Source organism: Winogradskyella sp., from assembly GCF_025210595.1.
Taxonomy (GTDB): domain Bacteria; phylum Bacteroidota; class Bacteroidia; order Flavobacteriales; family Flavobacteriaceae; genus Winogradskyella.
This window is the reverse complement of record NZ_JAOARH010000102.1, coordinates 1-20331: the sequence shown is the minus strand read 5'-3', so window position 1 is coordinate 20331 and position 20331 is coordinate 1. Positions and strand designations below refer to the sequence as shown.

Sequence of the window (20331 nt, the reverse complement as noted above, 5' to 3'; positions counted from 1 at the left end):
GATCAATTAAAATCATGTTTTAATTATACATTAAGCAGTTTTGTTTTTAAAAACTTTCAGATGCCTCAAATTGTAGCTGATAAAGCGTATAAAGGAGATGTTCAGGTGTTGTTTGAAGTAGATAAAGAAGGGAGTTTTAAAGTAATTTATGTAGATGCTATCTATGATGAATTAAAAGATGAAAGCAAACGCGTTTTTAAAATGTTGCCTAAGATTAAGCCAGCAACTTATAATGGTAAGCCAGCATTTGTTCAGTATAATATTAGTATTGCTATTCCTTTAGTGGAACCTGTACAAGGGATAGATAATGGTACAGATAAAGAAATGACTAAAAAAGAGAGCCTTAATGCGACCTTGTCTAGCGAATTTGATGCTGTTAATGCTGAAATAAAACCTTACCAGAAGTTAGAATTCAGCAGTCAATTAAATATTCCTTTTACGCATTCTTATTATGCGCGTTTTGATGATGATATGAACGTTATCGGAACCAATAGCCATACAGCAGCAAAGCCTTTTGCTTATAATGATGTTGCAAGATATTATGATATAAAAGCAGAAAAAGAGCGTTTAAAAAAAGATACCGATTCTTGGTTAGGTAAAAAACTGTACAATGAGCATTTAGTACAGGTACAAGGCAAGGATTATTGGTTTACGGTAGATCCAATAGTAGATTTACAACTAGGCTCAGACTCTGAAGCAGATGATGGCACTTGGAATAATACCAGAGGTGTTTTTATACAAGCAGGTTTAGGTAAGCGTTTAAATTTATCAGCTTCGGTATATGAAAGTCAAGGGCGTTTTGCAGATTACTTTAATGCCTATTCAGAAAGTTTAAAAGCTTTTGGTCCAGATCCAGCAATAATTCCTGGTCGTGGTATTGCTAAACGTTTTAAGGAGAATTCTTATGATTATCCTGTTGCAGAGGCTTATTTATCTTATACACCAGCAGATTTTTTAAATATTCAATTCGGTCATGGAAAAAATTTTATAGGAGATGGTTACCGTTCTTTGTTTCAAAGTGATGTGGCAAGCCCTTACCCATTCTTAAAGTTAAACACTAGTTTTTGGAAAATAAAGTATACTAGTACTTGGATGTGGTTAAAAGATGTAAGACCAGAGGTTGTGGAAAATGATGCTTTTTTAACCAAATACATGGCAAATCATTATTTAAGTTGGAATGTATCTAAACGGTTAAATATTGGTTTGTTTGAGTCTGTAATGTGGGCAGATACTAATGATAGAGGTTTTGATGTTAACTATCTAAATCCGATAATATTTTTTAGAGCTATAGAGTTTCAAACAGGTCAAGGGGCTGGAAACGCCATTCTTGGATTAAGTGCAAAATATAAATGGAATAATAAGGTAAACTTATATGGACAGTTTATTGTAGATGAATTTTCCTTGAGCGATGTTAAAGCAGCTAACAAAAGCTGGAAGAATAAATTTGGCTTTCAACTTGGTGCAAAATATTACAATGCATTTAAGGTAGATAATTTATTGCTTCAGGCAGAATATAATCAGGTACGTCCTTATACCTATTCGCATAATACGGTCGTTTTAAATTATGCACACTTTAATCAGCCAATGGCACATCTTTGGGGCTCCAACTTTAGAGAATTAGTGTTAATTGGGAGATATAATTACGAGCGTTGGTTTGCTGATGCAAAACTTATTATTGGCCAACGTGGATTTGATTTTAATACGGAAGAAGATAGCTTTTCTTATGGAGGAGATATCTACAGAGATTACAATGATCGTAATGCAGATACAGATATAAAAATTGGTCAAGGAAATAAAACCAATAGTTTTATGACCGAAATACAAACAGGTTATTTAGTTAATCCGGAAACTAATTTAAAGTTGTTTGCTAATGTTGTGTTTAGAGATTTTAATCCCGAAGCTGTAACAGCAACAACAATAGACTCAAACACACTTTGGTTTAGTATTGGGTTAAGAACAGACCTGTTTAATTGGTATAATGATTTCTAAATTAACACATAGTTTATAAAGTTTTGGTTTGCGTTTGTCAAAACTTTTTTTCAAACTATCTTTGCGCACGCTAAGAATAGGTCAAAGAAAAGGGTTTGAGTCGTACAAAATCTTCAATGTCAAAAGCATCTGTTATAACAGATTTTAAGGAAGTCACTAAAATGGGTTTATCCATGAGTGTCGTTTTTTCTGCTTTAGCTAGTTACTTATTAGGTGCAGATACAATAAGTTTTACAACACTAGTTCTTTTAGCATTTGGTGGTTATTGCATGGTTGGTGCGTCTAATGCTTATAATCAAATTATAGAGCGCGATTTAGATGCTTTAATGAAGAGAACCAAAAATAGACCTATTCCAGCAGGTAGAATGTCTGTAAGTACTGCGTTTATTATTGCTACAGCATTAACAATTTTAGGATTAACAATGCTTTATATAATAAATCCTAAAACGGCAATGTGGGGAGCGATTTCTATATTTTTATATACAAGTATATACACACCATTAAAGACAAAAACACCACTATCGGTTTTTGTAGGAGCTATTCCTGGGGCTATTCCCTTTATGCTAGGTTGGGTTGCTGCACGTGATAGTTTTGGCATAGAAGCCGGTACTTTATTTGCCATCCAATTTTTTTGGCAATTTCCTCATTTTTGGTCTTTAGGCTGGTATTTATATGATGATTATGAAAAAGGTGGCTTTTTTATGTTGCCAACCGGGAAAAAAGATAAGGGAACAGTCGTGCAAATTATAATATATACAATATGGACAGTTGTTGTTTCTATTGTTCCGGTTTTTGGTTATACAGGAAATTTAAAGTTGTCAATTTTTGGGGCAATAATTGTATTCATTATAGGAATAGTAATGATAGTCTATGCATTAAGATTATTTCAACAACGTACAGTCAAAGTAGCTAAGCAATTAATGTTAGTCATGGTCTCTTACATAACACTCTTACAAATTGTGTATGTAGTAGATAAATTTTTGAGATGAATGTAATGCTATGCTATACTGTATTGAATTGCAATAGATAAATAAGCAATAAAATTAATAGGTGAAATAGATGGATTTAACAGAAGGAACACAAGAAGAAAGAAAAGCCAGGTCAAAAAAAATGATGCTTTGGTTTGGGATAGGATCTTTGCTAATGTCTTTTGCTGGTTGGATAAGTGCTTTTATAATAAGCGCTAAACAACGTAGAGATAAAGATTGGCTAGCTGATTATGAATTGCCAGAAGCATTTTTTATTAGCCTTGGTGTTATATTATTGAGTAGTTTAACATTTGTTATGGCAAAGCAAGCGTTGAAACGAAACAATAAGCAAATGACTACTATTTGGTTATTGATAACTTTAGTGTTGGGTGTTACATTTGTTATTAACCAATTTGTAGGTTTTGGGCAAATTATTGAAGCAGGATATAATTTTACTGGTCCTACAAGTAATATTACAATCTCTTACATTTATTTAATAGCAGTTGTGCATATCGCGCACGTTATTGTAGGGTTAATTTGTATCATGTTTGTTATTTATAATCATTTTAAACAAAGGTACAACGCCAATAATATGTTGGGATTAGAACTGGCGGCGAATTTCTGGCATTTTGTAGACCTGCTTTGGCTTGTGCTGTTTTTGTTTTTATATTTTTTTAGCGACATAATTTGATTATTTTTGTCGAAATCTTAAAATTTAAATAATCTCTATGGACTCTACAGTAGCAAATACTGGCACAGAAGAAAAAACTTGGGGAGGTGCTAATGAACCTTTGAAGGCAAGTTACGGTAAAATGATGATGTGGTTCTTTATCGTTTCTGATGCATTAACATTTTCAGGTTTTTTAGCGGCTTATGGCTTTTCAAGATTTAAGTTTATTAAAGAATGGCCAATAGCTGATGAGGTGTTTACTCACGTTCCTTTTTTACATGGTCAGGAGTTGCCAATGATTTATGTGGCCTTTATGACTTTTATTCTTATTATGTCTTCAGTGACAATGGTGTTGGCTGTAGATGCAGGTCATCATATGAATAAAGCCAAAGTAACATTATACATGTTCTTAACTATTATTGGAGGTGTAATATTTGTTGGTTCTCAAGCATGGGAATGGGCAACATTCATTCAAGGTGATTACGGAGCAGTACAAACAAAAGGTGGTAATATCTTACAGTTTGGTGAATATGTAAATGTAAATGGTGAAGAAAAGTTTAAGAGAGTTTCTATTGATGAAATAGCAATTGTTAGTGAAGGTGAAAGAACTCAACATGAGCGTAAGAATGGTTTGTGGTATGTTTCTGAAGGTAACTTACCTCCTTACTCTGTAAGCGAGATATATAATGGTTTGGTAGCTAATGAAAATATTCACATAAGAACCCAATTGTTAAATGAAGATGGTGAAAAAACCGTACTTTCTAGAGACGAGTCGTTAAAGCAGTTGATGGAAAACGGAAAATTAGTTGTTAAAGGGGCAAACCTGCAAGTAAATGAATACGGTACACCCCTGTTTGCTGACTTTTTCTTCTTTATTACAGGCTTTCACGGATTCCACGTACTTTCAGGTGTAGTATTAAACATTATTATTTTCTTTAATGTTGTAATTGGTACTTATGAGAAAAGAAAGAGTTATGAAATGGTTGAAAAGGTTGGATTGTACTGGCACTTTGTAGATTTAGTTTGGGTATTTGTATTCACATTCTTCTATTTAGTATAAAAAGCAAATTGAGATTTAATTATGGCACACGAGCATAAATTAGAAATATTTAGAGGACTTTGGAAATTTAAGTCCAATACCCAGAAAATTTGGGGTGTTTTAGCGTTTTTAACATTTGTAACTGCAATAGAAGTAGTATTGGGTATTTATAAACCAGACTTCTTAATGCATATTTGGATAAGTCCTTTTGAAGGAGGTTTTTTTGCAACATTAGGTAATGTTATTTTATCTCCTATTGTTTATATGAAGCCTTTAAATTTAATTTTCATTGTACTTACAATTGTAAAAGCATATTATATTACTTGGGACTTCATGCACATGAGAGATGAAACTAAAGGGCTAAGAAGAGCAGTAGTATGGACCGGTATTTTTTTAATTTGCTATCTAATATTTATATTATTGCAAGAAGGAGGTTATGTTTTTGAGGTATATAATGCAGAAGATGCATTGATTAAGAGAGATTTCTAAGCTAGAAATATAAATTAGCACTATATATTATATAGTGTTATAAATATGATATCAAAAAAAGGTGGTTTTTCTAAACCACCTTTTTTATTTTTGCATCATGCAAGTAAGTAAGAGAACACGCTATACAATACTAAGTATCCTATTTTTTTTACCTGTAGCATTTATTATTGTAATGCTACTATCTAAAGAAAATTATAACCCTTTAGATATTGTAAAAAATAACATATATGAATTGCCTCTAAATGAGGGTGACATTCAATTAAAAGATCATATAACAGTATTGTCCTTTTTTGGAAAAAAACCAATGGATAATTCTACGTCGGCCTTCAATTTAAAGGAGCTTGTTTATGATAGAAGCAAGGGGTTTAAAACTTTCCAAGTCGTAATGTTGTTGCCGCATGAAGCTAAAACAGAAGCTGAAAAATTACTAAAAGAGATTAAATCTTACGAGGATCTTAGGTTTTGGCATATACTATATGCTGATGAGCTAGAAATAAGAAAAGTTTTCAATAGCTTAAAATCAGATACAGAATTAGATAAAAATCTTGCCTGTAGTTCAGCTTTTATAATCGATAGAGATCGTAATCAAAGAGGTAGATTAGATGATAGAACAGATAAAGAAATTGAAAGTAATGCAGCTGTTTATGGACTTTACGACTATAGTTGTATTGAAGTTGCAGTATTAAAAAATAAAATGGCAGCAGAAGACATGCGTGTACTCTTTAAAGAGTATAGAGACAAGCGAAAAGGTAAATTCGACCAATCTAACAAAAGAAGAGACAACGAATTAAAACAAAATAATGAGTAATAAAACAAACTATTCTTACGCAGGTATTGCATTTGTAATCTTAGTTTTTGGGATTATTTTTATTCCAAGAATTATAGATAGAATTAATAATAGTGATATTACCAGAGACGAAAGTAGAAGTAAAGGTATATCAACAGATTCTGAAAAAAATAAAAGTGATTTAGCTTATTTAGAGATAAATGGCCAGCCTAAAAAAGTGCCTTCATTTAGTTTTACTAATCAAAATGGTGAGGTTATTACAAATGAAGATTTTTTAGAAAAAGTTTATGTGGTTGAATTCTTTTTTACCACATGTCCAACAATCTGTCCAATTATGAATCGTAATTTGGTAGAAGTTCAAAATCATTTTAAAGATTTTGAAAATTTTGGAGTAGCATCTTTCTCAATTACTCCAGACATTGATACGCCAGAAGTATTAAAAGCTTATGCAGATAAATATGGAATTGTAAATCCTAATTGGCATTTAATGACAGGTAGCGAAGAAGCTATTTATAAATTGGCTAACAAAGGCTTTAATCTATATACTGCTAAAGACGAAACAGTAGAAGGCGGTTTTGAACATTCAGGTAACTTTGCATTAATAGATAAAGAAGGTTTTATACGCTCTAGAAGAGATAATTTTGGAAATCCATTAATATTTTATAATGGATTAATTTCTGAAGCTGAAGGTAAAGATGATGATGGCATACCTCAAGAAATTACTATTTTAAAAGAAGATATTGCAAAATTATTGAAAGAATAAAGATCCTTTAAAAGAATTGAAAAAAGTTTTTAGCAATGCTAGAAGCAATAGATATAACTAAAGAAGTTTTTATGATTATAGAAGCTAACAAAGAAAAAGAGAAGAAATACAATAAATGGATAGTTGCATTATCAATTATCATTCCTGTTGCTGTAGCAGCTCTTTTTGGGGTTAATCTTCGTAAATTAGGTTTTGATGTAGAGCCACTTACTATCTTACCTCCAATATATGCTAGCATTAATGGGCTTACGGCATTGGTTTTAATTGTATCAGTAATAGCAATTAAAAGAAAGAATAGGAAATTACACGAAAGTTTAATAAAGTTTGCAATAACGTTATCTGTAGCATTCTTAGTAATGTATGTTGCTTATCATATGACTAGCGATTCTACTAAGTATGGAGGTGAAGGTGTCGTAAAGTATTTTTATTATTTCATTCTTATCACTCATATATTATTATCTATTGTTATTATTCCATTTGTTTTAATAACTTATGTAAGAGCAATTACTAATAATATAGAGCGTCATAAAAAAATAGCCAAAATTACTTTTCCATTATGGCTTTATGTTGCAATTACAGGAGTAATAGTGTATTTCATGATATCACCATATTATGTTTAAATTAAAAAAAAATATCGTTTTAATTCTTGGCTTTAGCCTTTTAACTCTTCAATCTTATGCACAATGTGCTATGTGTAGAGCGGTTTTAGAAAGTGGTGATGATCAAGCAGCTGCAGAAGGTATTAATGATGGTATTATGTTTCTTATGGCAGTGCCTTATGTTTTAGTAGCAGTCATAGGTTATTTTATTTATAGGACATATAATACCTCAAAAAAGTCTTAAAATTTAGATTAAGCTGTAACATTTTAGGCATTATTTAGTCTTAATCATAGTAACTAGAAGGAATTCTTAACAATTTGTTGGCAAAAAAGCCTTAAAGATTTTCTTAAAATTGTATACAACAACCAATCCGCTATGATTCAGATTAAAGATTTACACAAATCTTATCATATGGGAAGCAATTCGCTTCACGTACTTAAAGGCATAAATTTTAATGTAGAAGAAGGTGAACTTGTATCTATAATGGGATCTTCAGGATCAGGGAAATCTACCTTACTCAATATTTTAGGAATGCTAGATGAGGCAGATTCAGGTAGTTATATTTTAGATAATGTCCCTATTAAAGGTCTAAATGAAAAACTTGCAGCCAAATACAGAAATGAATTTCTTGGCTTTATATTTCAATCATTTAATTTAATAAATTATAAATCAGCCTTAGATAATGTGTCAATGCCATTGTATTATAAAGGTATTAAGCGTAAAGAGCGTACAGATCGTGCTATGCATTATCTCGAAAAAGTTGGTTTAGCGCAATGGTCGCATCATTTGCCTAGCGAATTGTCTGGTGGTCAAAAACAGCGTGTAGCAATTGCAAGAGCTTTGGCTAGTGATCCAAAAGTATTATTAGCAGATGAACCAACAGGAGCTTTAGATACCAAGACTTCTTATGAAGTTATGGAACTTATACAAGGAATTAATGACGAAGGAAAAACCATATTAGTGGTAACACATGAGCATGATATTGCACAAATGACCAAGCGTATTGTTAACCTTAAAGATGGTGTTATTATAGATGATAAAACTGTAGAACAAGTAAGGGCATCACAGTATGTTTGATTTAGAGCGTTGGCAAGAAATATTCGAAACGCTACGGAAAAATAAACTTCGTACATTTTTAACAGGACTCTCTGTAGCATCTGGTATTTTTATATTAGTTATTCTTTTAGGGTTTAGTAAAGGGCTAGAAAATGGTGTGAAATCTGAATTTGAAAGTGATGCTACAAATCTTATTACAGTTTGGACAGGTGTTACTACAAAAGAATATAAAGGCCTCAATCCTGGGCGTTATATTCAAATGAAAAATGAAAACTTCGAGTTCATTTCCCAAAAATATAAACAGAATATTGAGCGCGAAACAGCAATATATTCTATTTGGGGTGCAGAAATTAGTTACGAAAACGAAACGGTAAATTATCGTGTTAGAGGCGCAATGCCAGATCATCAGTTTATAGAAAATGCTGATATGGAATCTGGAAGATTTATAAGTCAAAAAGATTTAGATCAAACAAGAAAAGTTGCTGTAATAGGAAAACGTTTACGACAAGACTTATTTAAAGATAAAGATCCAATAGATAAAGACATTAAAATCTTTGGAATGAATTTTAAGGTTGTTGGTGTGTTTGTAGATCCAGGAGGTGAGCGCGAAGAACAACAAGCTTATATTCCATTAAGTACAGCTCAAAAAGTGTTTGGAGCTGGTGATAATATTAGAAATATTTTAGTAACAGTAAAAATGTCTGATGATTTTGAAGAAGCCGTAAAGCTATCAAATAATATGTCAGATGCTATTGAGAATGAACTTAAGTTAATGCATACTGTAGCGCCAGATGATACAAGTGCAATTAGAGTGTTTAATACGCTAGAAGAAGCAAAAAAAATTTATAAGCTTATAGATACCATTCAGTTAGTGTTTTGGATTATAGGAATCTTAACCATTATCGCAGGTGTCGTTGGTGTGGGTAATATTATGCTCATTATTGTAAAAGAACGAACAAAAGAAATTGGTATACGAAAAGCATTAGGTGCTTTGCCAATTTCTATCATAGGTATGATATTACAAGAAGCCATTTTTGTAACGATGTTTGCTGGTTTATTTGGGTTGATTTTTGGACTTGGACTTTTAGAGCTTGTAGGACCACAAATAGAACATGATTTTATAAAATATCCTCAAGTAGATTTTAATATAGCATTAAGTGCGGTGTTTGTTCTTGTATTTGCAGGAGCTTTAGCAGGTTTTTTTCCAGCTTATCGTGCAGCAAAAATAAAACCCATTGTAGCATTAAGAGACGAATAAAATGTTTAATAAAGAACGTTGGAGTGAAATATTAGAAGCCCTAAGTGCTAATAAATTTAGAACTGCATTAACCGCCTTTGGCGTCGCATGGGGAATATTTGTACTCGTTATACTCTTAGCATTAACTAATGGACTTAAAAATGGAGTAACTGCAGATTTTGGCGATTTTGCTACTAATTCTATGTTTATGTGGACACAAGGTACTTCTAAACCATATAAAGGTTTGCCTAAAGGACGTTATTTTAATTATAGAATAGATGATGTTACCGCTATTAAAAATCAAATACCTAATCTAAAATACGTATCGCCAAGAAACCAATTAGGAGGTTTTAGAGGAAACAATAATGTAATTAGAGGCACAAAAACAGGAGCTTTTGAAATATATGGTGATTACCCAGAGTATATTAAACAGCAACCTATGGATATTCTTCAAGGTCGGTTTTTAAGCTATTCTGATATTAATGAAAAACGTAAAATATGCGTTATAGGAACAGGTGTTGTTAAAGCCTTATATGATAAAGGAGAAAATCCAATGGGAACCTATATTAAAATTAATGGAGTTAATTTTTTAGTCATAGGTACTTTTAAAATGAGTAATAGCCAAGGAGATCAAGAAGAGGAAGCGAATACTATTTATACTCCTTTTACAACCTTTGGGCAAGCATTTAATAGAGGAGATCGTGTTGGGTGGATGGCAATTACCGCTAATGATAATGTGCCAATAACAAGTATTAAACAGCAAGTTTTTGATTTAATGAAATCTAGGCACAAAGTGCATCCAGAAGACGATAGAGCTATTGGGCATTTTGATTTAGCTGAACGATTTGGGAGAATTACAGGCTTGTTTTCTATATTAAGTATAGTAGGATATTTTGTGGGTATATTGGTGTTAATGTCTGGTATTATAGGTATAAATAATATTATGCTTATCGTAGTAAAAGAGCGCACTAAAGAAATTGGTATTCGCAGAGCGCTTGGTGCTTCGCCTTGGACTATTCAATCGCAAATTCTTCAAGAGAGTTTGGTGCTTACAACATTATCGGGAATGCTAGGTATTTCTTTTGCCGCATTTCTAATTTGGGGAATAAATGCCATATTAGATAATGTTGGCCCAACTGAAAATTTTGCCAATCCATCTGTGAGCATGCAGGTTGTTTTTATAGCACTTATTATTTTAATAGTTTCAGGTTTAGCGGCTGGTTTTATTCCAGCAACTAGAGCAACAAAATTAAAGCCTGTTGATGCTTTAAGAATCGAATAAATTAACCATTAAAAAATGAAATCGTTATTATATAAAGAAAATTTATGTTTACCTAACTAGGGTTTGTTTATATAATTTAAGGATATATGTGACCATTAAATAAAATAGAGATTAACACATGAAAAGAACAAAAACATTAATCGGGCTTATACTTATTGTAGTTTTCTTTGCAGCTGCATTGTATTATCTATGGCAAAAAAACCAAGAAGATCCAATAACTTATGTTTCAGAAGTGCCAACAGAAGAAACAATAGTGGTGAAAACTGTTGCCACAGGTAGTATTGTTCCAAAAGAAGAGGTGTTGATTAAACCTAATATTTCTGGTGTTGTAGATGAGGTCTTTGTTGAAGCTGGTGATTATGTGAAACAAGGAGACTTAATTGCTAAAATTCGCGTAATTCCTAATGTGTCTAATTTAACAAGTGCTAAAAATAATATTGCATCAAATCGTACATCATTGCAGACAGCCGAAATCAATTATAAAACTCAAAAAGCAATTTACGATCGTCAAAAAGCATTATTCGATAAAGGAGTTATTTCTGCAAACGAGTTCGACCAAGTTAATAATACGTATCTACAAGCAAAGCAAGATGTAGAACAAGCTAGAATTAATGTTACACAATCGCGCCAAAATTACGACATTATTAAGACTGGAACTACTTCTGGCTTAGGAAGTATAGCACAAACACAGGTAAGAGCAACTGTTTCAGGTATGGTATTAGATGTGCCTGTTAAGGCAGGTAACCAAGTTATTGAAGCTAATAATTTTAACGAAGGAACGTCTATTGCTTCATTAGCTGATGTAACAAAAATGATTTTTGAAGGAAAAGTTGATGAAAGTGAAGTCGGGAAAATTAAAGAAGGGCTTCCGTTAGAAATTACTGTAGGTGCTATTGAAGATCAAAATTTCGATGCTGTTTTAGACTATATTGCACCAAAAGGTGTTGAAGAAAATGGAGCAATTCAATTTGAAATAAAAGGTACTCTTAAAAAAATGGACTCTACATTTATTAGAGCTGGTTTAAGTGCTAACGCTTCTATTATTTTGGAAAAAGCCGAAAAAGTGCTTGCTATAAAAGAAGCTTTAGTACAATATGATGATGAGACTAAAAAACCTTATGTAGAAATTGAAATTGGAGATCAAAAATTCGAACGTAAAGAATTAGAGTTAGGTATTGGTGATGGCATCTTTGTAGAGGTGAAAAAAGGCATTACTAAAGACGATAAAATAAAAGTTTGGAATCCTGTACAAGGTGCACAAGAATTTGCAGGGCAATAATTTTAGCATTTAATGTAACACATCAGTATTTAGATAGACAAATAGACATCATGAAAAAAATAACCATAATAATAATAGTTCTTTTTGCTTTTATTGGGCAAGCGCAAAACAAAAAATGGACACTTAAAGAATGCGTTCAGTATGCATTAGAGAATAATATTTCTGTTAAGCAAAGTGAGCTTGATATAAAATTAGCAGAAGTTGAAAAACTAACAGCTAAAGGTAACTTTCTTCCTAGTCTTAATGCAGGTAGTGGTATTTCAGAAAATACAGGTCTTAGTTTTAACCCAGTAACAAATAATGCACAAACAACAACATTTTTATCTGCTAGCGGAAATATAAATGTTGGATATACATTGTTTGATGGTTTAAGAAATTTTAGGCAACTACAACGTGCAGATATGTCTAAGCTTTCTAGCCAGTATCGATTAGATAAAATGAAAGACGATATTTCACTTAATGTTGCTAATGGTTATTTAACGGTTTTATTAAACAAAGCAAATTTAGAAGTTCTGAAATCTCAAAATATGGTGACTAAAGAACAAATAGTTAGAACACAAGAGTTGGTTGATGCAGGTTCTCTTCCTAGAGGTGATTTATTAGAAATTAGAGCTACTGATGCTAGTGAGCAACAGCAAATTATAAATGCAGAAAATAACGTTAGGATATCACTTATTAGCCTAGCACAATTGCTTTTAATTAAAGATTACGAAAATTTTGATATTGAGGATGAAGGTTACAATATTGTTGATGATGGAGTTTCAAATAGAGCTGTATCTGAAATTATAGCCTCAGCAAAAGAGAATAGATCTGAGATAAAAATTGCAGAAAAAAATGTTGAATTGGCTCAGATGGATTTAAAAATAGCAAGAGGAGCAAACCTACCAACATTAACAGCATTTTTTGGATATAATACAAGATATGCAGATACACCAAGTTTTACACAACAAGTTGATCCGAATAACCCAACTATAACACAGCAAATAGGTACAGTGCAAGGAACAGGTGAGGTAGTAGTAGGAACTTTTCCAAATACGTTTCCTGTAGAGGTAGCTGCAGATCCATTTATTGATCAATTATATCAAAATGATGGTATTGGCTATGGCTTCAATTTAAATATTCCAATTTTTAACGGATTTAGTACAAAAGGAAATGTACAAAGAAATAAAGTGAGTTTAGAGCGTGCTAAATTTCAATTAGAGCAGGCAGAATTAGATTTAGAATCTACAGTATATCAAGCTTACGTTGATGCTAAAGGAGCATTGAAATCTTATGAGGCGGCACAAGTAGCATTAGAATCACAAGAGCTAGCTTATGATTACGCTAAGGAACGATATGATGTGGGTTTAACAAATGCCTTTGATTTTAGTCAATCAAAACTTAGATTTGATAATGCAAAAATAGAATTGAATAGATCAAAATACGATTATATATTTAAGTTAAAGGTTTTGGAATTATTTTTCGGAATTCCGGCAACTGAATTAAAGTTTTAATTATGAGTAAAACAGTAAAAATTATTTTAGGAATAGTTGTACTTCTTTTGGTTTTTCTTGTCGCAGGCAAATCATTGGGGTGGTTTGGTAAAAAAGGAAATTTTAAAGAAGTCATTGTGAAGGAAGTTGCCTTAAAAGAAATTATAGAAACGGTTTCTGCTACAGGTAAAATTCAGCCAGAAGTAGAAGTAAAAATATCTTCAGAGGTTTCAGGTGAAATCTTAGAATTACCTTTCAAAGAAGGTCAAGAAGTGAAAAAAGGAGACTTATTGGTTAGAGTAAATCCAGACTTAATTCAGTCTGCCGTAAGTAGGTCTCAAGCTTCTTATCAAAATGTAAAAGCAGGTTTAGCTCAAACCGAAGCTAGTTTAAAGCAAGCCAAAGCAGATTATGATAGAAATAAATCGTTATTTGATAAAGGAGTAATATCTAAAGCAGATTGGGATAGGTCTATAGCAGCTTACGAAACAGCAATAGCAAGTAAGAATTCTGCATATTATAATGTGCAAAGTGCAGCCGCAACTGTAAATGAAGCTAAAGATAATTTAACCAGAACAACCATTTATGCGCCAATGAGTGGCACTATTTCTATGTTAAATGTAGAGCTTGGTGAGCGTGTGGTGGGAACACAACAAATGGCTGGTACAGAAATTTTACGAGTTGCTAATCTTAACAACATGGAGGTTGAAGTTGATGTAAATGAAAATGATATTGTAAAAGTTAGTATAGGGGATTCATCAATTGTAGAAGTTGATGCATATTTAAAGAAAGAGTTTAAAGGTGTGGTTACTGAAATAGCAAATTCGGCTGCAGGTAATTTAGCTGCAGATCAAGTAACTAATTTTAAAGTTAAAGTTAGAGTATTAGAAGAGTCATACAAGGAATTAACTGAAGGAAAACCAGAGAATTATTCGCCTTTTAGACCAGGAATGACAGCAACTGTAGATATTATTACTAAAAGAAGAGAGAATATTATCGCAGTTCCTATTAGTGCTATTGTTATAAAAACAGATACGAGTTCAACCAAAAAACCTTATGGCAAGTCTTCAGATTTTGAAGAACAATCAGAAAAAGAAGAAGAAAAGTTTGAATGTGTATTTATTGATGATAATGGTAAAGCTAAATTAAGAGTAGTGAAAACAGGAATACAAGATGACACTAATATTGAGATTATTTCTGGTTTAACAGAAAATGATAAGATAATAACAGGGCCTTATAATATGGTTTCTAAGAGTTTAAAGCCTGGTGATCTTATAGAACCAAAGAATAAAAAAGAAAAATCTTCTGAAGAGAAAGAAGAAGAGTAAATTTAAAAACATATTTATAAATGGCCTTAGTGCTAAATATAGAAACAGCAACTACCAATTGCTCAGTCTCTCTGTCTAAAGATGGAGAGATTTTGGTTTTAAAAGAGGATAATAGTCTTAATTATTCGCATGCAGAAACTTTGCATGTATTTATTAAAGAAGTATTTGAAGTTGCAAAGATAAAACCAGAAGAGATAGATGCTGTAGCTGTTAGTAAAGGGCCTGGTTCATATACAGGTTTGCGAATAGGAGTGTCTTCTGCAAAGGGGCTTTGTTTTGCATTAAATAAACCGCTAATTTCGGTATCAACCTTAGAGAGCTTAGCTCATCAAGTTAATACTGAACAAGGTTACATAGTGTCAATGCTAGATGCAAGACGTATGGAGGTTTATTCAGCTATATTAACAAATGAGTATGGCATGTTTAGAGAGGTTAAAGCTGAAGTGCTTTCGGAAGACAGCTATGCCGATTTGTTAAAAGAAGGAAAGGTGTATTTTGTAGGTAATGGTGTAGAGAAAACAAAACAACTTATAGATCATCCAAATGCAATTTTTGTAGAGGGTAAATTACCTTCGGCAAGAGAAATGGCTGTATTGTCTAATTTGAAGTATAAAAAAAGCGACATCGAAGATGTCGCCTATTTTGAACCTTTTTATTTAAAGGATTTTATCGCAATTAAGAAGAAGAATTAACCTTTCTTTTGAATTTCAACTGAATGTGGATATGGTATTTCAATACCAGCAGCATCAAGAGCTATTTTTACATTCTCATGCGTGTCAAAGTACACATCCCAATAGTCTTCTATAGAACTCCAAGGTCTTACAGCAAAGTTAACTGAGCTGTCACCTAGCTCAGAGACATTAACTGTTGGGGCTGGATTTTTTAATACTTTTGGTTGAGAGGTTAAAACATTCATTAAAATATCTTTGGTTTGTTTTATGTCTGCATCATAGCTTACTCCAAAAGTTAAATCTATACGTAATTTACCTTCAGTAGAATAGTTTACAATATTGCCATTAGATAGTGCTCCGTTTGGTATAATAACTTCTTTATTAGTTGGAGTTAAAAGCTTAGTTGTAAAAATTTCAATCTCTTTTACAACACCAAGTTCGCCTTGCGCTTCAATAAGGTCTCCAATTTTAATGGGTTTAAAAATCATTAACAGCACACCACCTGCAAAGTTCCCTAAAGAACCTTGTAGAGCCATACCAATAGCTAAACCTGCAGCAGCTAAAATAGCAGCAAATGATGTTGTTTCTATACCTACAGTACCAAGAACAACAAGTATTAAGACAATTTTAAAAATCCATTTAAGTAAATTAAGTAAGAACTTTTTTAAGCTATCATCATAATTAGCTTTATGCATAGCTTTATTAATGCCTTTCATAAGTATTTTAATAATCCAGCTACCAATAATCCATATAAGAATAGCTGCGATTACTTTTGGGCCAAATTCAACAATTAAGTCATAGCCTTTGTCAATCCATTTTTGTGTATTATCCATGTGGTTTGATTAATTTATATTTAACAAAAAAGACTCGGTTAATTTTTGTACCGAGTCTATATTATTTTTTTTCGAATAGTAATAGTTTATTTTACTTCGAAAGTAATTTTAACATTTACTCTAAACTCTGTAACATTATCGCCGTCAACAACAGCACTTTGCGATTGAACATAAACAGACTTAATATGTTTAACACTTTTTGCAGCTTGTTTTACTGCTTTGCGAGTAGCGTCTTCCCAACTTTTTTCAGAATTTGCTAATACTTCTATAACTTTCATTACTGCCATAATATTTGTTTTTATTTAGATTAGTACTATTTAGAAACTCTAAAATTGAAAAAGTCACAAAAAACGAATTGACTTTAACCATTTATCGCATTTACGGTAATTGAATTGTCATTAAGCATATCTTTAAGCATTGTTTCAATACCATTCTTTAAAGTAAAAGTAGAAGATGGGCAACCACTACAGGCTCCTTGTAATAATACTTCTACCTTTTTAGTTTGCTCATCGTAAGATCTAAATTCAATATTACCACCATCGCTAGCAACAGCAGGTTTAACATACTGTTCTAGAATGTTTACAATGCTTTTAGAAGTGTCATCTAAAGCTTCATACTTTTGCTCAATAGCTTTTTCTGTTTTATTTAATTGTTGAGGAGCGTCATCATTTAAAATAGTTTTGTCATTCTCTATATAAGATTTAATAAACTCACGTAACTGAAGTGTGATTTCTTGCCACTCTATAATGTCAAATTTGGTTATGGAAATAAAATTCTTTTCCATAAATACATTTTTCACAAATGGAAATTGAAATAATTCAGTGGCTAATGGTGATGATTTGGCTTCTTCTATAGAAGTGAACTCATAAATATTAGGGACTAATGCTTTATTACAAACAAATTTTAATACACTTGGATTAGGTGTGCTTTCTGCATAGACTGTAACAGCAGACTTGGGTTTTTTAGAATCTTCATTAACAATAACTCCATCATTAGATAAGTAATCTTCAATTTGTTTAGCTACATCATCTTGTACGTCTGCCCATTCAATTATGTTGTAACGTTCAATAGCTATAAAATTAGAGGCAATGTATACTTTTTTTACAAACGGTAAATAAAACATTTGTTGTGCTAATGGTGAATGTTTAGCTTCGTCTATATTGTTGAATTCAAAGCTGTTGTGGTTTGTTAAAAAGCGATCGGCTTCAAACTTAATGATGGTCTCCTTAGAAGTAGGAACTATTGTAATTTTTGTCTTAGTCATCTTTTTTTTTACAAAAATATGAAATATCGAGATGAAACGTTAGTCCTATATATTATGTTTTGTGCCTAAATTCTTAAGTCAATTCATATAATTTCATTAAATTTCGTCCTCATTTATTAAAACAAGATTAAATATGTTAAATAATAATGTATTAATGAAGTTTTTTAATGAAGCTAACTAACTATGAAAAAGATAATTTTTGTTACAGCCCTATTAATTTCAGCTATCGGATTTTCGCAAGATCTTTCGATGCAAGATGGTACATATGTGCGTTGTGCGCCAGATAAGTTTTTTGATTCTGGTGGTGAGTTTGGTAATTATGGAAATGATGAAAACTTTACAACTACAATTTGTCCACAAAATGCTGATGAATTTATTATTTTAAACTTCACAGAATTCAGTACTCAGCTCAATGCAGATATTATAACTATTTATGATGGTGATGATACAACAGCACCACTTGTAGGTGCATTTTCTGGGATAGCATCTCCTGGCAACATTGTAGCCTCTGCTGCAAATACATCAGGATGTTTAACCATTACATTTACGTCTAATGGTTCTGGAAATACAACAGGTTGGGAAGCAGATATCATTTGTGCGGTTTCTTGCCAAACAATTACTCCGTCAGTAGCAACTGTTCCTATAGAAACATCCCCTAATGTTTTAGAAATTTTGCCTGGCGAAACAGTAGATTTTACTGGTTCTGCAACATTTTCTGTAGATGGTGCTAATGCAACGTATTCTTGGAATTTTGGTGACGGAAATACAGCTACAGGAGCAATGGCTTCAAATACTTTCAATGCAACAGGGACTTATGCTGTAACATTAACCGTTCAAGATGATAATCCTCTTGGATGTCAAGAAACAACAACATTTTTTGTTAACGTTTTGGAGGCAGTTGTTACAATTAATAATTCAGCTTACCCAGAATCAGCGATGTCGCTTCCAGAACTTGTTGAGAATGTTTTAGTGTCTGGAGGGTGCTCTGCGGTAGATAATTTTTCGGTTCAGGTAAATGGGCAACCAAGTGATTTAGAGACTAAAAGTTATGGTTACTTTACTAAAGGTGGAGCTGTAAACTTTCCGTTTGAAGAGGGTATTATCCTTACTACAGGTAGAGCTTTTCCAGCAGGAAATACATACGTACCAACAGCTGGTGGTGTAGGTAGAGTTAGTTTTAATAATGGGCAACCTGGTGATGCCGATTTACAAGCAGCTATAGGCGAACCTAATACTAACGATGCTACTTTTGTAAAATTTAATTTCGTGCCTACTCAAGATAATATCAGTTTTAGATATATGATGTTTTCAGAAGAGTATGATGGCTCAACTGAATGTAATTTTGCAGATGGGTTTGCGTTTTTATTGAGAGAAGTAGGTACTATAGCTTATACTAATTTAGCAGTTTTGCCTGATGGCACGCCTGTTAATGTTACTAATATTAATAATTCTGGTACATGTACTGCTAATCCAACTTATTTTGAAGGCTATAATATTGGAGAAACAAATTATGATGGTAGAACAGTTGTTTTAACTGCAACCGCCCCAGTTACAGCAGGAGTTACATACGAGATAAAGTTAGTGGTTGGTGATGAAGGAGACTCTATTTGGGATTCTGCAATATTTTTAGAGGCAGGAAGTTTTAATTTAGGAGGTGAGTTAGGGGATGATATTACTATTGCTTCTGGTACAGCTGAATGTGGTGGTGTTTCAGTAACTTTAGATACAGCTGCGACTTTAGCAACACATACATGGTATTATTCGGCAAATTCTAATGATATAAGTGATGCAACTGTTATTACAGGTGAGACAAGTTCTACAATTGATGTTTCGGATGAAGGTTATTATTTTGTTGATGTAGTCTTTGCACCAGGTTGCGAAGCATCAGATAGTATATTTGTTGAGTTTAAGCCTAGTCCTACAGCTAATCCTGCTCAAGATTTGTCAATATGTGACGCAGATGCGGTATCTGAATTTGACTTATCTGAAAATGATGATGATGTTTTAGGCGTTCAAGATGCAGATGATTTTATTATAACTTATCACCTTACAGAGCAAAACGCTATAGACAATGTAGGGCCTTTACCGACTAATTATACTAATGTGTCTAATCCACAAACAATATGGGTGAGAATAGCAGATGACTCACAAGAATGTTTCGATACAACTTCATTTCAATTATTGTTTAGCGATCTTGTAATTAGCAGTACAATAACACCATTGTTGGTTTGTGATGGTGATATAACTGATGGAATAGGGACTTTTATTTTAACAGATAGAGATACGGAAGTGATTGGAACTAATAATCCAGATAATGTTAATGTTACTTATCATTTAACTTTAGCCGATGCTGAAAACGATATGCCACCTCTTGTAGTTCCTTATGAAAATATAACTCCAAACAATCAAACTATATATGTGCGATTAGAGGATAATTTAAACGAAGAATGTTATGCTATAACTACCTTAGATTTAGAAGTATTAGGTAATCCAACGGCAAATTCACCTTCAGCATTATCGGTTTGTGATGATGACACAGACGGTTTAGTGGAATTTGATTTAAGTTTAAGTGAGGCAGAAGTTATAGGAGTACAGACAGGAGTT

20 protein-coding genes are annotated in these 20331 nt (G+C 32.4%); 17 read left to right on the top strand and 3 right to left on the bottom strand.

Annotation, left to right across the window (positions count from 1 at the left end; all coding sequences use genetic code 11):
• The 16 genes from N4A42_RS11275 to tsaB form a co-directional block, all read left to right on the top strand.
• On the top strand, nucleotides 1-1989 hold a 1989-nt coding region (locus N4A42_RS11275), incomplete at its 5' end, for a gliding motility protein RemB (protein ID WP_294074015.1).
• Nucleotides 1990-2105: 116 nt separating this feature from the next.
• Nucleotides 2106-2978 (top strand): heme o synthase, encoded by an 873-nt coding sequence (gene cyoE / locus N4A42_RS11270; protein ID WP_294074013.1) that lies wholly within the window; start codon nucleotides 2106-2108, stop codon nucleotides 2976-2978.
• 70 nt (nucleotides 2979-3048) lie between these two features.
• Nucleotides 3049-3648, top strand: a complete 600-nt coding sequence (locus N4A42_RS11265; protein ID WP_294074011.1) for a cytochrome c oxidase subunit 3 — start codon at nucleotides 3049-3051, stop codon at nucleotides 3646-3648.
• Nucleotides 3649-3685: 37 nt separating this feature from the next.
• Nucleotides 3686-4687 (top strand): cytochrome c oxidase subunit 3, encoded by a 1002-nt coding sequence (locus tag N4A42_RS11260; protein ID WP_294074009.1) that lies wholly within the window; start codon nucleotides 3686-3688, stop codon nucleotides 4685-4687.
• 21 nt (nucleotides 4688-4708) lie between these two features.
• Nucleotides 4709-5155 (top strand): cytochrome C oxidase subunit IV family protein, encoded by a 447-nt coding sequence (locus tag N4A42_RS11255; protein ID WP_294074007.1) that lies wholly within the window; start codon nucleotides 4709-4711, stop codon nucleotides 5153-5155.
• Between the two features lie 97 nt (nucleotides 5156-5252).
• The gene (locus N4A42_RS11250) at nucleotides 5253-5963 is read left to right on the top strand and encodes a hypothetical protein (protein ID WP_294074005.1); all 711 of its coding nucleotides are present in this window, start codon (nucleotides 5253-5255) and stop codon (nucleotides 5961-5963) included.
• Complete coding sequence (locus N4A42_RS11245) at nucleotides 5956-6705, top strand: SCO family protein (protein WP_294074003.1); 750 nt, start codon at nucleotides 5956-5958, stop codon at nucleotides 6703-6705. Before N4A42_RS11250 ends, N4A42_RS11245 begins: the two co-directional genes overlap by 8 nt.
• A gap of 71 nt (nucleotides 6706-6776) precedes the next feature.
• Nucleotides 6777-7325, top strand: coding sequence for a DUF420 domain-containing protein (locus tag N4A42_RS11240; RefSeq protein ID WP_294074017.1), 549 nt, complete (start codon nucleotides 6777-6779; stop codon nucleotides 7323-7325).
• The gene (locus N4A42_RS11235; RefSeq protein WP_294074001.1) at nucleotides 7318-7548 is read left to right on the top strand and encodes a hypothetical protein; all 231 of its coding nucleotides are present in this window, start codon (nucleotides 7318-7320) and stop codon (nucleotides 7546-7548) included. The genes N4A42_RS11240 and N4A42_RS11235 overlap by 8 nt, the downstream gene beginning before the upstream one ends.
• Before the next feature lie 132 nt (nucleotides 7549-7680).
• Nucleotides 7681-8382, top strand: coding sequence for an ABC transporter ATP-binding protein (locus N4A42_RS11230; RefSeq protein WP_294073999.1), 702 nt, complete (start codon nucleotides 7681-7683; stop codon nucleotides 8380-8382).
• The gene (locus N4A42_RS11225; protein ID WP_294073997.1) at nucleotides 8375-9619 is read left to right on the top strand and encodes an ABC transporter permease; all 1245 of its coding nucleotides are present in this window, start codon (nucleotides 8375-8377) and stop codon (nucleotides 9617-9619) included. Before N4A42_RS11230 ends, N4A42_RS11225 begins: the two co-directional genes overlap by 8 nt.
• Before the next feature lies 1 nt (nucleotide 9620).
• On the top strand, nucleotides 9621-10880 hold the full coding sequence (locus N4A42_RS11220; RefSeq protein ID WP_294073993.1) for an ABC transporter permease: 1260 nt from the start codon (nucleotides 9621-9623) through the stop codon (nucleotides 10878-10880).
• A gap of 118 nt (nucleotides 10881-10998) precedes the next feature.
• Nucleotides 10999-12159 carry an efflux RND transporter periplasmic adaptor subunit gene (locus tag N4A42_RS11215; protein WP_294073991.1) on the top strand — a complete coding sequence of 387 codons (1161 nt, stop codon included), beginning with the start codon at nucleotides 10999-11001 and terminating at the stop codon, nucleotides 12157-12159.
• A 50-nt stretch (nucleotides 12160-12209) separates the two neighbouring features.
• Nucleotides 12210-13652 carry a TolC family protein gene (locus tag N4A42_RS11210; RefSeq protein ID WP_294073989.1) on the top strand — a complete coding sequence of 481 codons (1443 nt, stop codon included), beginning with the start codon at nucleotides 12210-12212 and terminating at the stop codon, nucleotides 13650-13652.
• Nucleotides 13653-13654: 2 nt separating this feature from the next.
• Nucleotides 13655-14959, top strand: coding sequence for an efflux RND transporter periplasmic adaptor subunit (locus N4A42_RS11205; protein WP_294073987.1), 1305 nt, complete (start codon nucleotides 13655-13657; stop codon nucleotides 14957-14959).
• Between the two features lie 20 nt (nucleotides 14960-14979).
• The gene (tsaB, locus tag N4A42_RS11200) at nucleotides 14980-15651 is read left to right on the top strand and encodes a tRNA (adenosine(37)-N6)-threonylcarbamoyltransferase complex dimerization subunit type 1 TsaB (protein WP_294073985.1); all 672 of its coding nucleotides are present in this window, start codon (nucleotides 14980-14982) and stop codon (nucleotides 15649-15651) included.
• On the opposite strand, the gene N4A42_RS11195 is transcribed toward tsaB, so the two are convergent.
• The 3 genes from N4A42_RS11195 to N4A42_RS11185 form a co-directional block, all read right to left on the bottom strand.
• Nucleotides 15648-16463 carry a mechanosensitive ion channel domain-containing protein gene (locus tag N4A42_RS11195; RefSeq protein WP_294073983.1) on the bottom strand — a complete coding sequence of 272 codons (816 nt, stop codon included), beginning with the start codon at nucleotides 16461-16463 and terminating at the stop codon, nucleotides 15648-15650. The genes tsaB and N4A42_RS11195 overlap by 4 nt on opposite strands.
• A gap of 86 nt (nucleotides 16464-16549) precedes the next feature.
• Nucleotides 16550-16750 (bottom strand): dodecin family protein, encoded by a 201-nt coding sequence (locus tag N4A42_RS11190; protein WP_294073981.1) that lies wholly within the window; start codon nucleotides 16748-16750, stop codon nucleotides 16550-16552.
• Nucleotides 16751-16824: 74 nt separating this feature from the next.
• A complete protein-coding gene (locus tag N4A42_RS11185) occupies nucleotides 16825-17727 on the bottom strand; it encodes a NifU family protein (protein WP_294073979.1) in 903 nt (300 codons plus the stop codon).
• Between the two features lie 183 nt (nucleotides 17728-17910).
• Here N4A42_RS11185 and N4A42_RS11180 point away from each other — a divergent pair.
• Nucleotides 17911-20331, top strand: a 2421-nt coding sequence (locus N4A42_RS11180; protein ID WP_294073977.1) for a choice-of-anchor L domain-containing protein, incomplete at its 3' end; no start/stop codon positions are given.

Bases quoted from the DNA above. Each gene is read 5' to 3' on its own strand.
- cyoE (WP_294074013.1), top strand. From the start codon at position 2,106: ATGTCAAAAGCATCTGTTATAACAGATTTTAAGGAAGTCACTAAAATG.
- N4A42_RS11265 (WP_294074011.1), top strand. From the start codon at position 3,049: ATGGATTTAACAGAAGGAACACAAGAAGAAAGAAAAGCCAGGTCAAAA.
- N4A42_RS11260 (WP_294074009.1), top strand. From the start codon at position 3,686: ATGGACTCTACAGTAGCAAATACTGGCACAGAAGAAAAAACTTGGGGA.
- N4A42_RS11255 (WP_294074007.1), top strand. From the start codon at position 4,709: ATGGCACACGAGCATAAATTAGAAATATTTAGAGGACTTTGGAAATTT.
- N4A42_RS11250 (WP_294074005.1), top strand. From the start codon at position 5,253: ATGCAAGTAAGTAAGAGAACACGCTATACAATACTAAGTATCCTATTT.
- N4A42_RS11245 (WP_294074003.1), top strand. From the start codon at position 5,956: ATGAGTAATAAAACAAACTATTCTTACGCAGGTATTGCATTTGTAATC.
- N4A42_RS11240 (WP_294074017.1), top strand. From the start codon at position 6,777: ATGATTATAGAAGCTAACAAAGAAAAAGAGAAGAAATACAATAAATGG.
- N4A42_RS11235 (WP_294074001.1), top strand. From the start codon at position 7,318: ATGTTTAAATTAAAAAAAAATATCGTTTTAATTCTTGGCTTTAGCCTT.
- N4A42_RS11230 (WP_294073999.1), top strand. From the start codon at position 7,681: ATGATTCAGATTAAAGATTTACACAAATCTTATCATATGGGAAGCAAT.
- N4A42_RS11225 (WP_294073997.1), top strand. From the start codon at position 8,375: ATGTTTGATTTAGAGCGTTGGCAAGAAATATTCGAAACGCTACGGAAA.
- N4A42_RS11220 (WP_294073993.1), top strand. From the start codon at position 9,621: ATGTTTAATAAAGAACGTTGGAGTGAAATATTAGAAGCCCTAAGTGCT.
- N4A42_RS11215 (WP_294073991.1), top strand. From the start codon at position 10,999: ATGAAAAGAACAAAAACATTAATCGGGCTTATACTTATTGTAGTTTTC.
- N4A42_RS11210 (WP_294073989.1), top strand. From the start codon at position 12,210: ATGAAAAAAATAACCATAATAATAATAGTTCTTTTTGCTTTTATTGGG.
- N4A42_RS11205 (WP_294073987.1), top strand. From the start codon at position 13,655: ATGAGTAAAACAGTAAAAATTATTTTAGGAATAGTTGTACTTCTTTTG.
- tsaB (WP_294073985.1), top strand. From the start codon at position 14,980: ATGGCCTTAGTGCTAAATATAGAAACAGCAACTACCAATTGCTCAGTC.
- N4A42_RS11195 (WP_294073983.1), bottom strand. From the start codon at position 16,463: ATGGATAATACACAAAAATGGATTGACAAAGGCTATGACTTAATTGTT.
- N4A42_RS11190 (WP_294073981.1), bottom strand. From the start codon at position 16,750: ATGGCAGTAATGAAAGTTATAGAAGTATTAGCAAATTCTGAAAAAAGT.
- N4A42_RS11185 (WP_294073979.1), bottom strand. From the start codon at position 17,727: ATGACTAAGACAAAAATTACAATAGTTCCTACTTCTAAGGAGACCATC.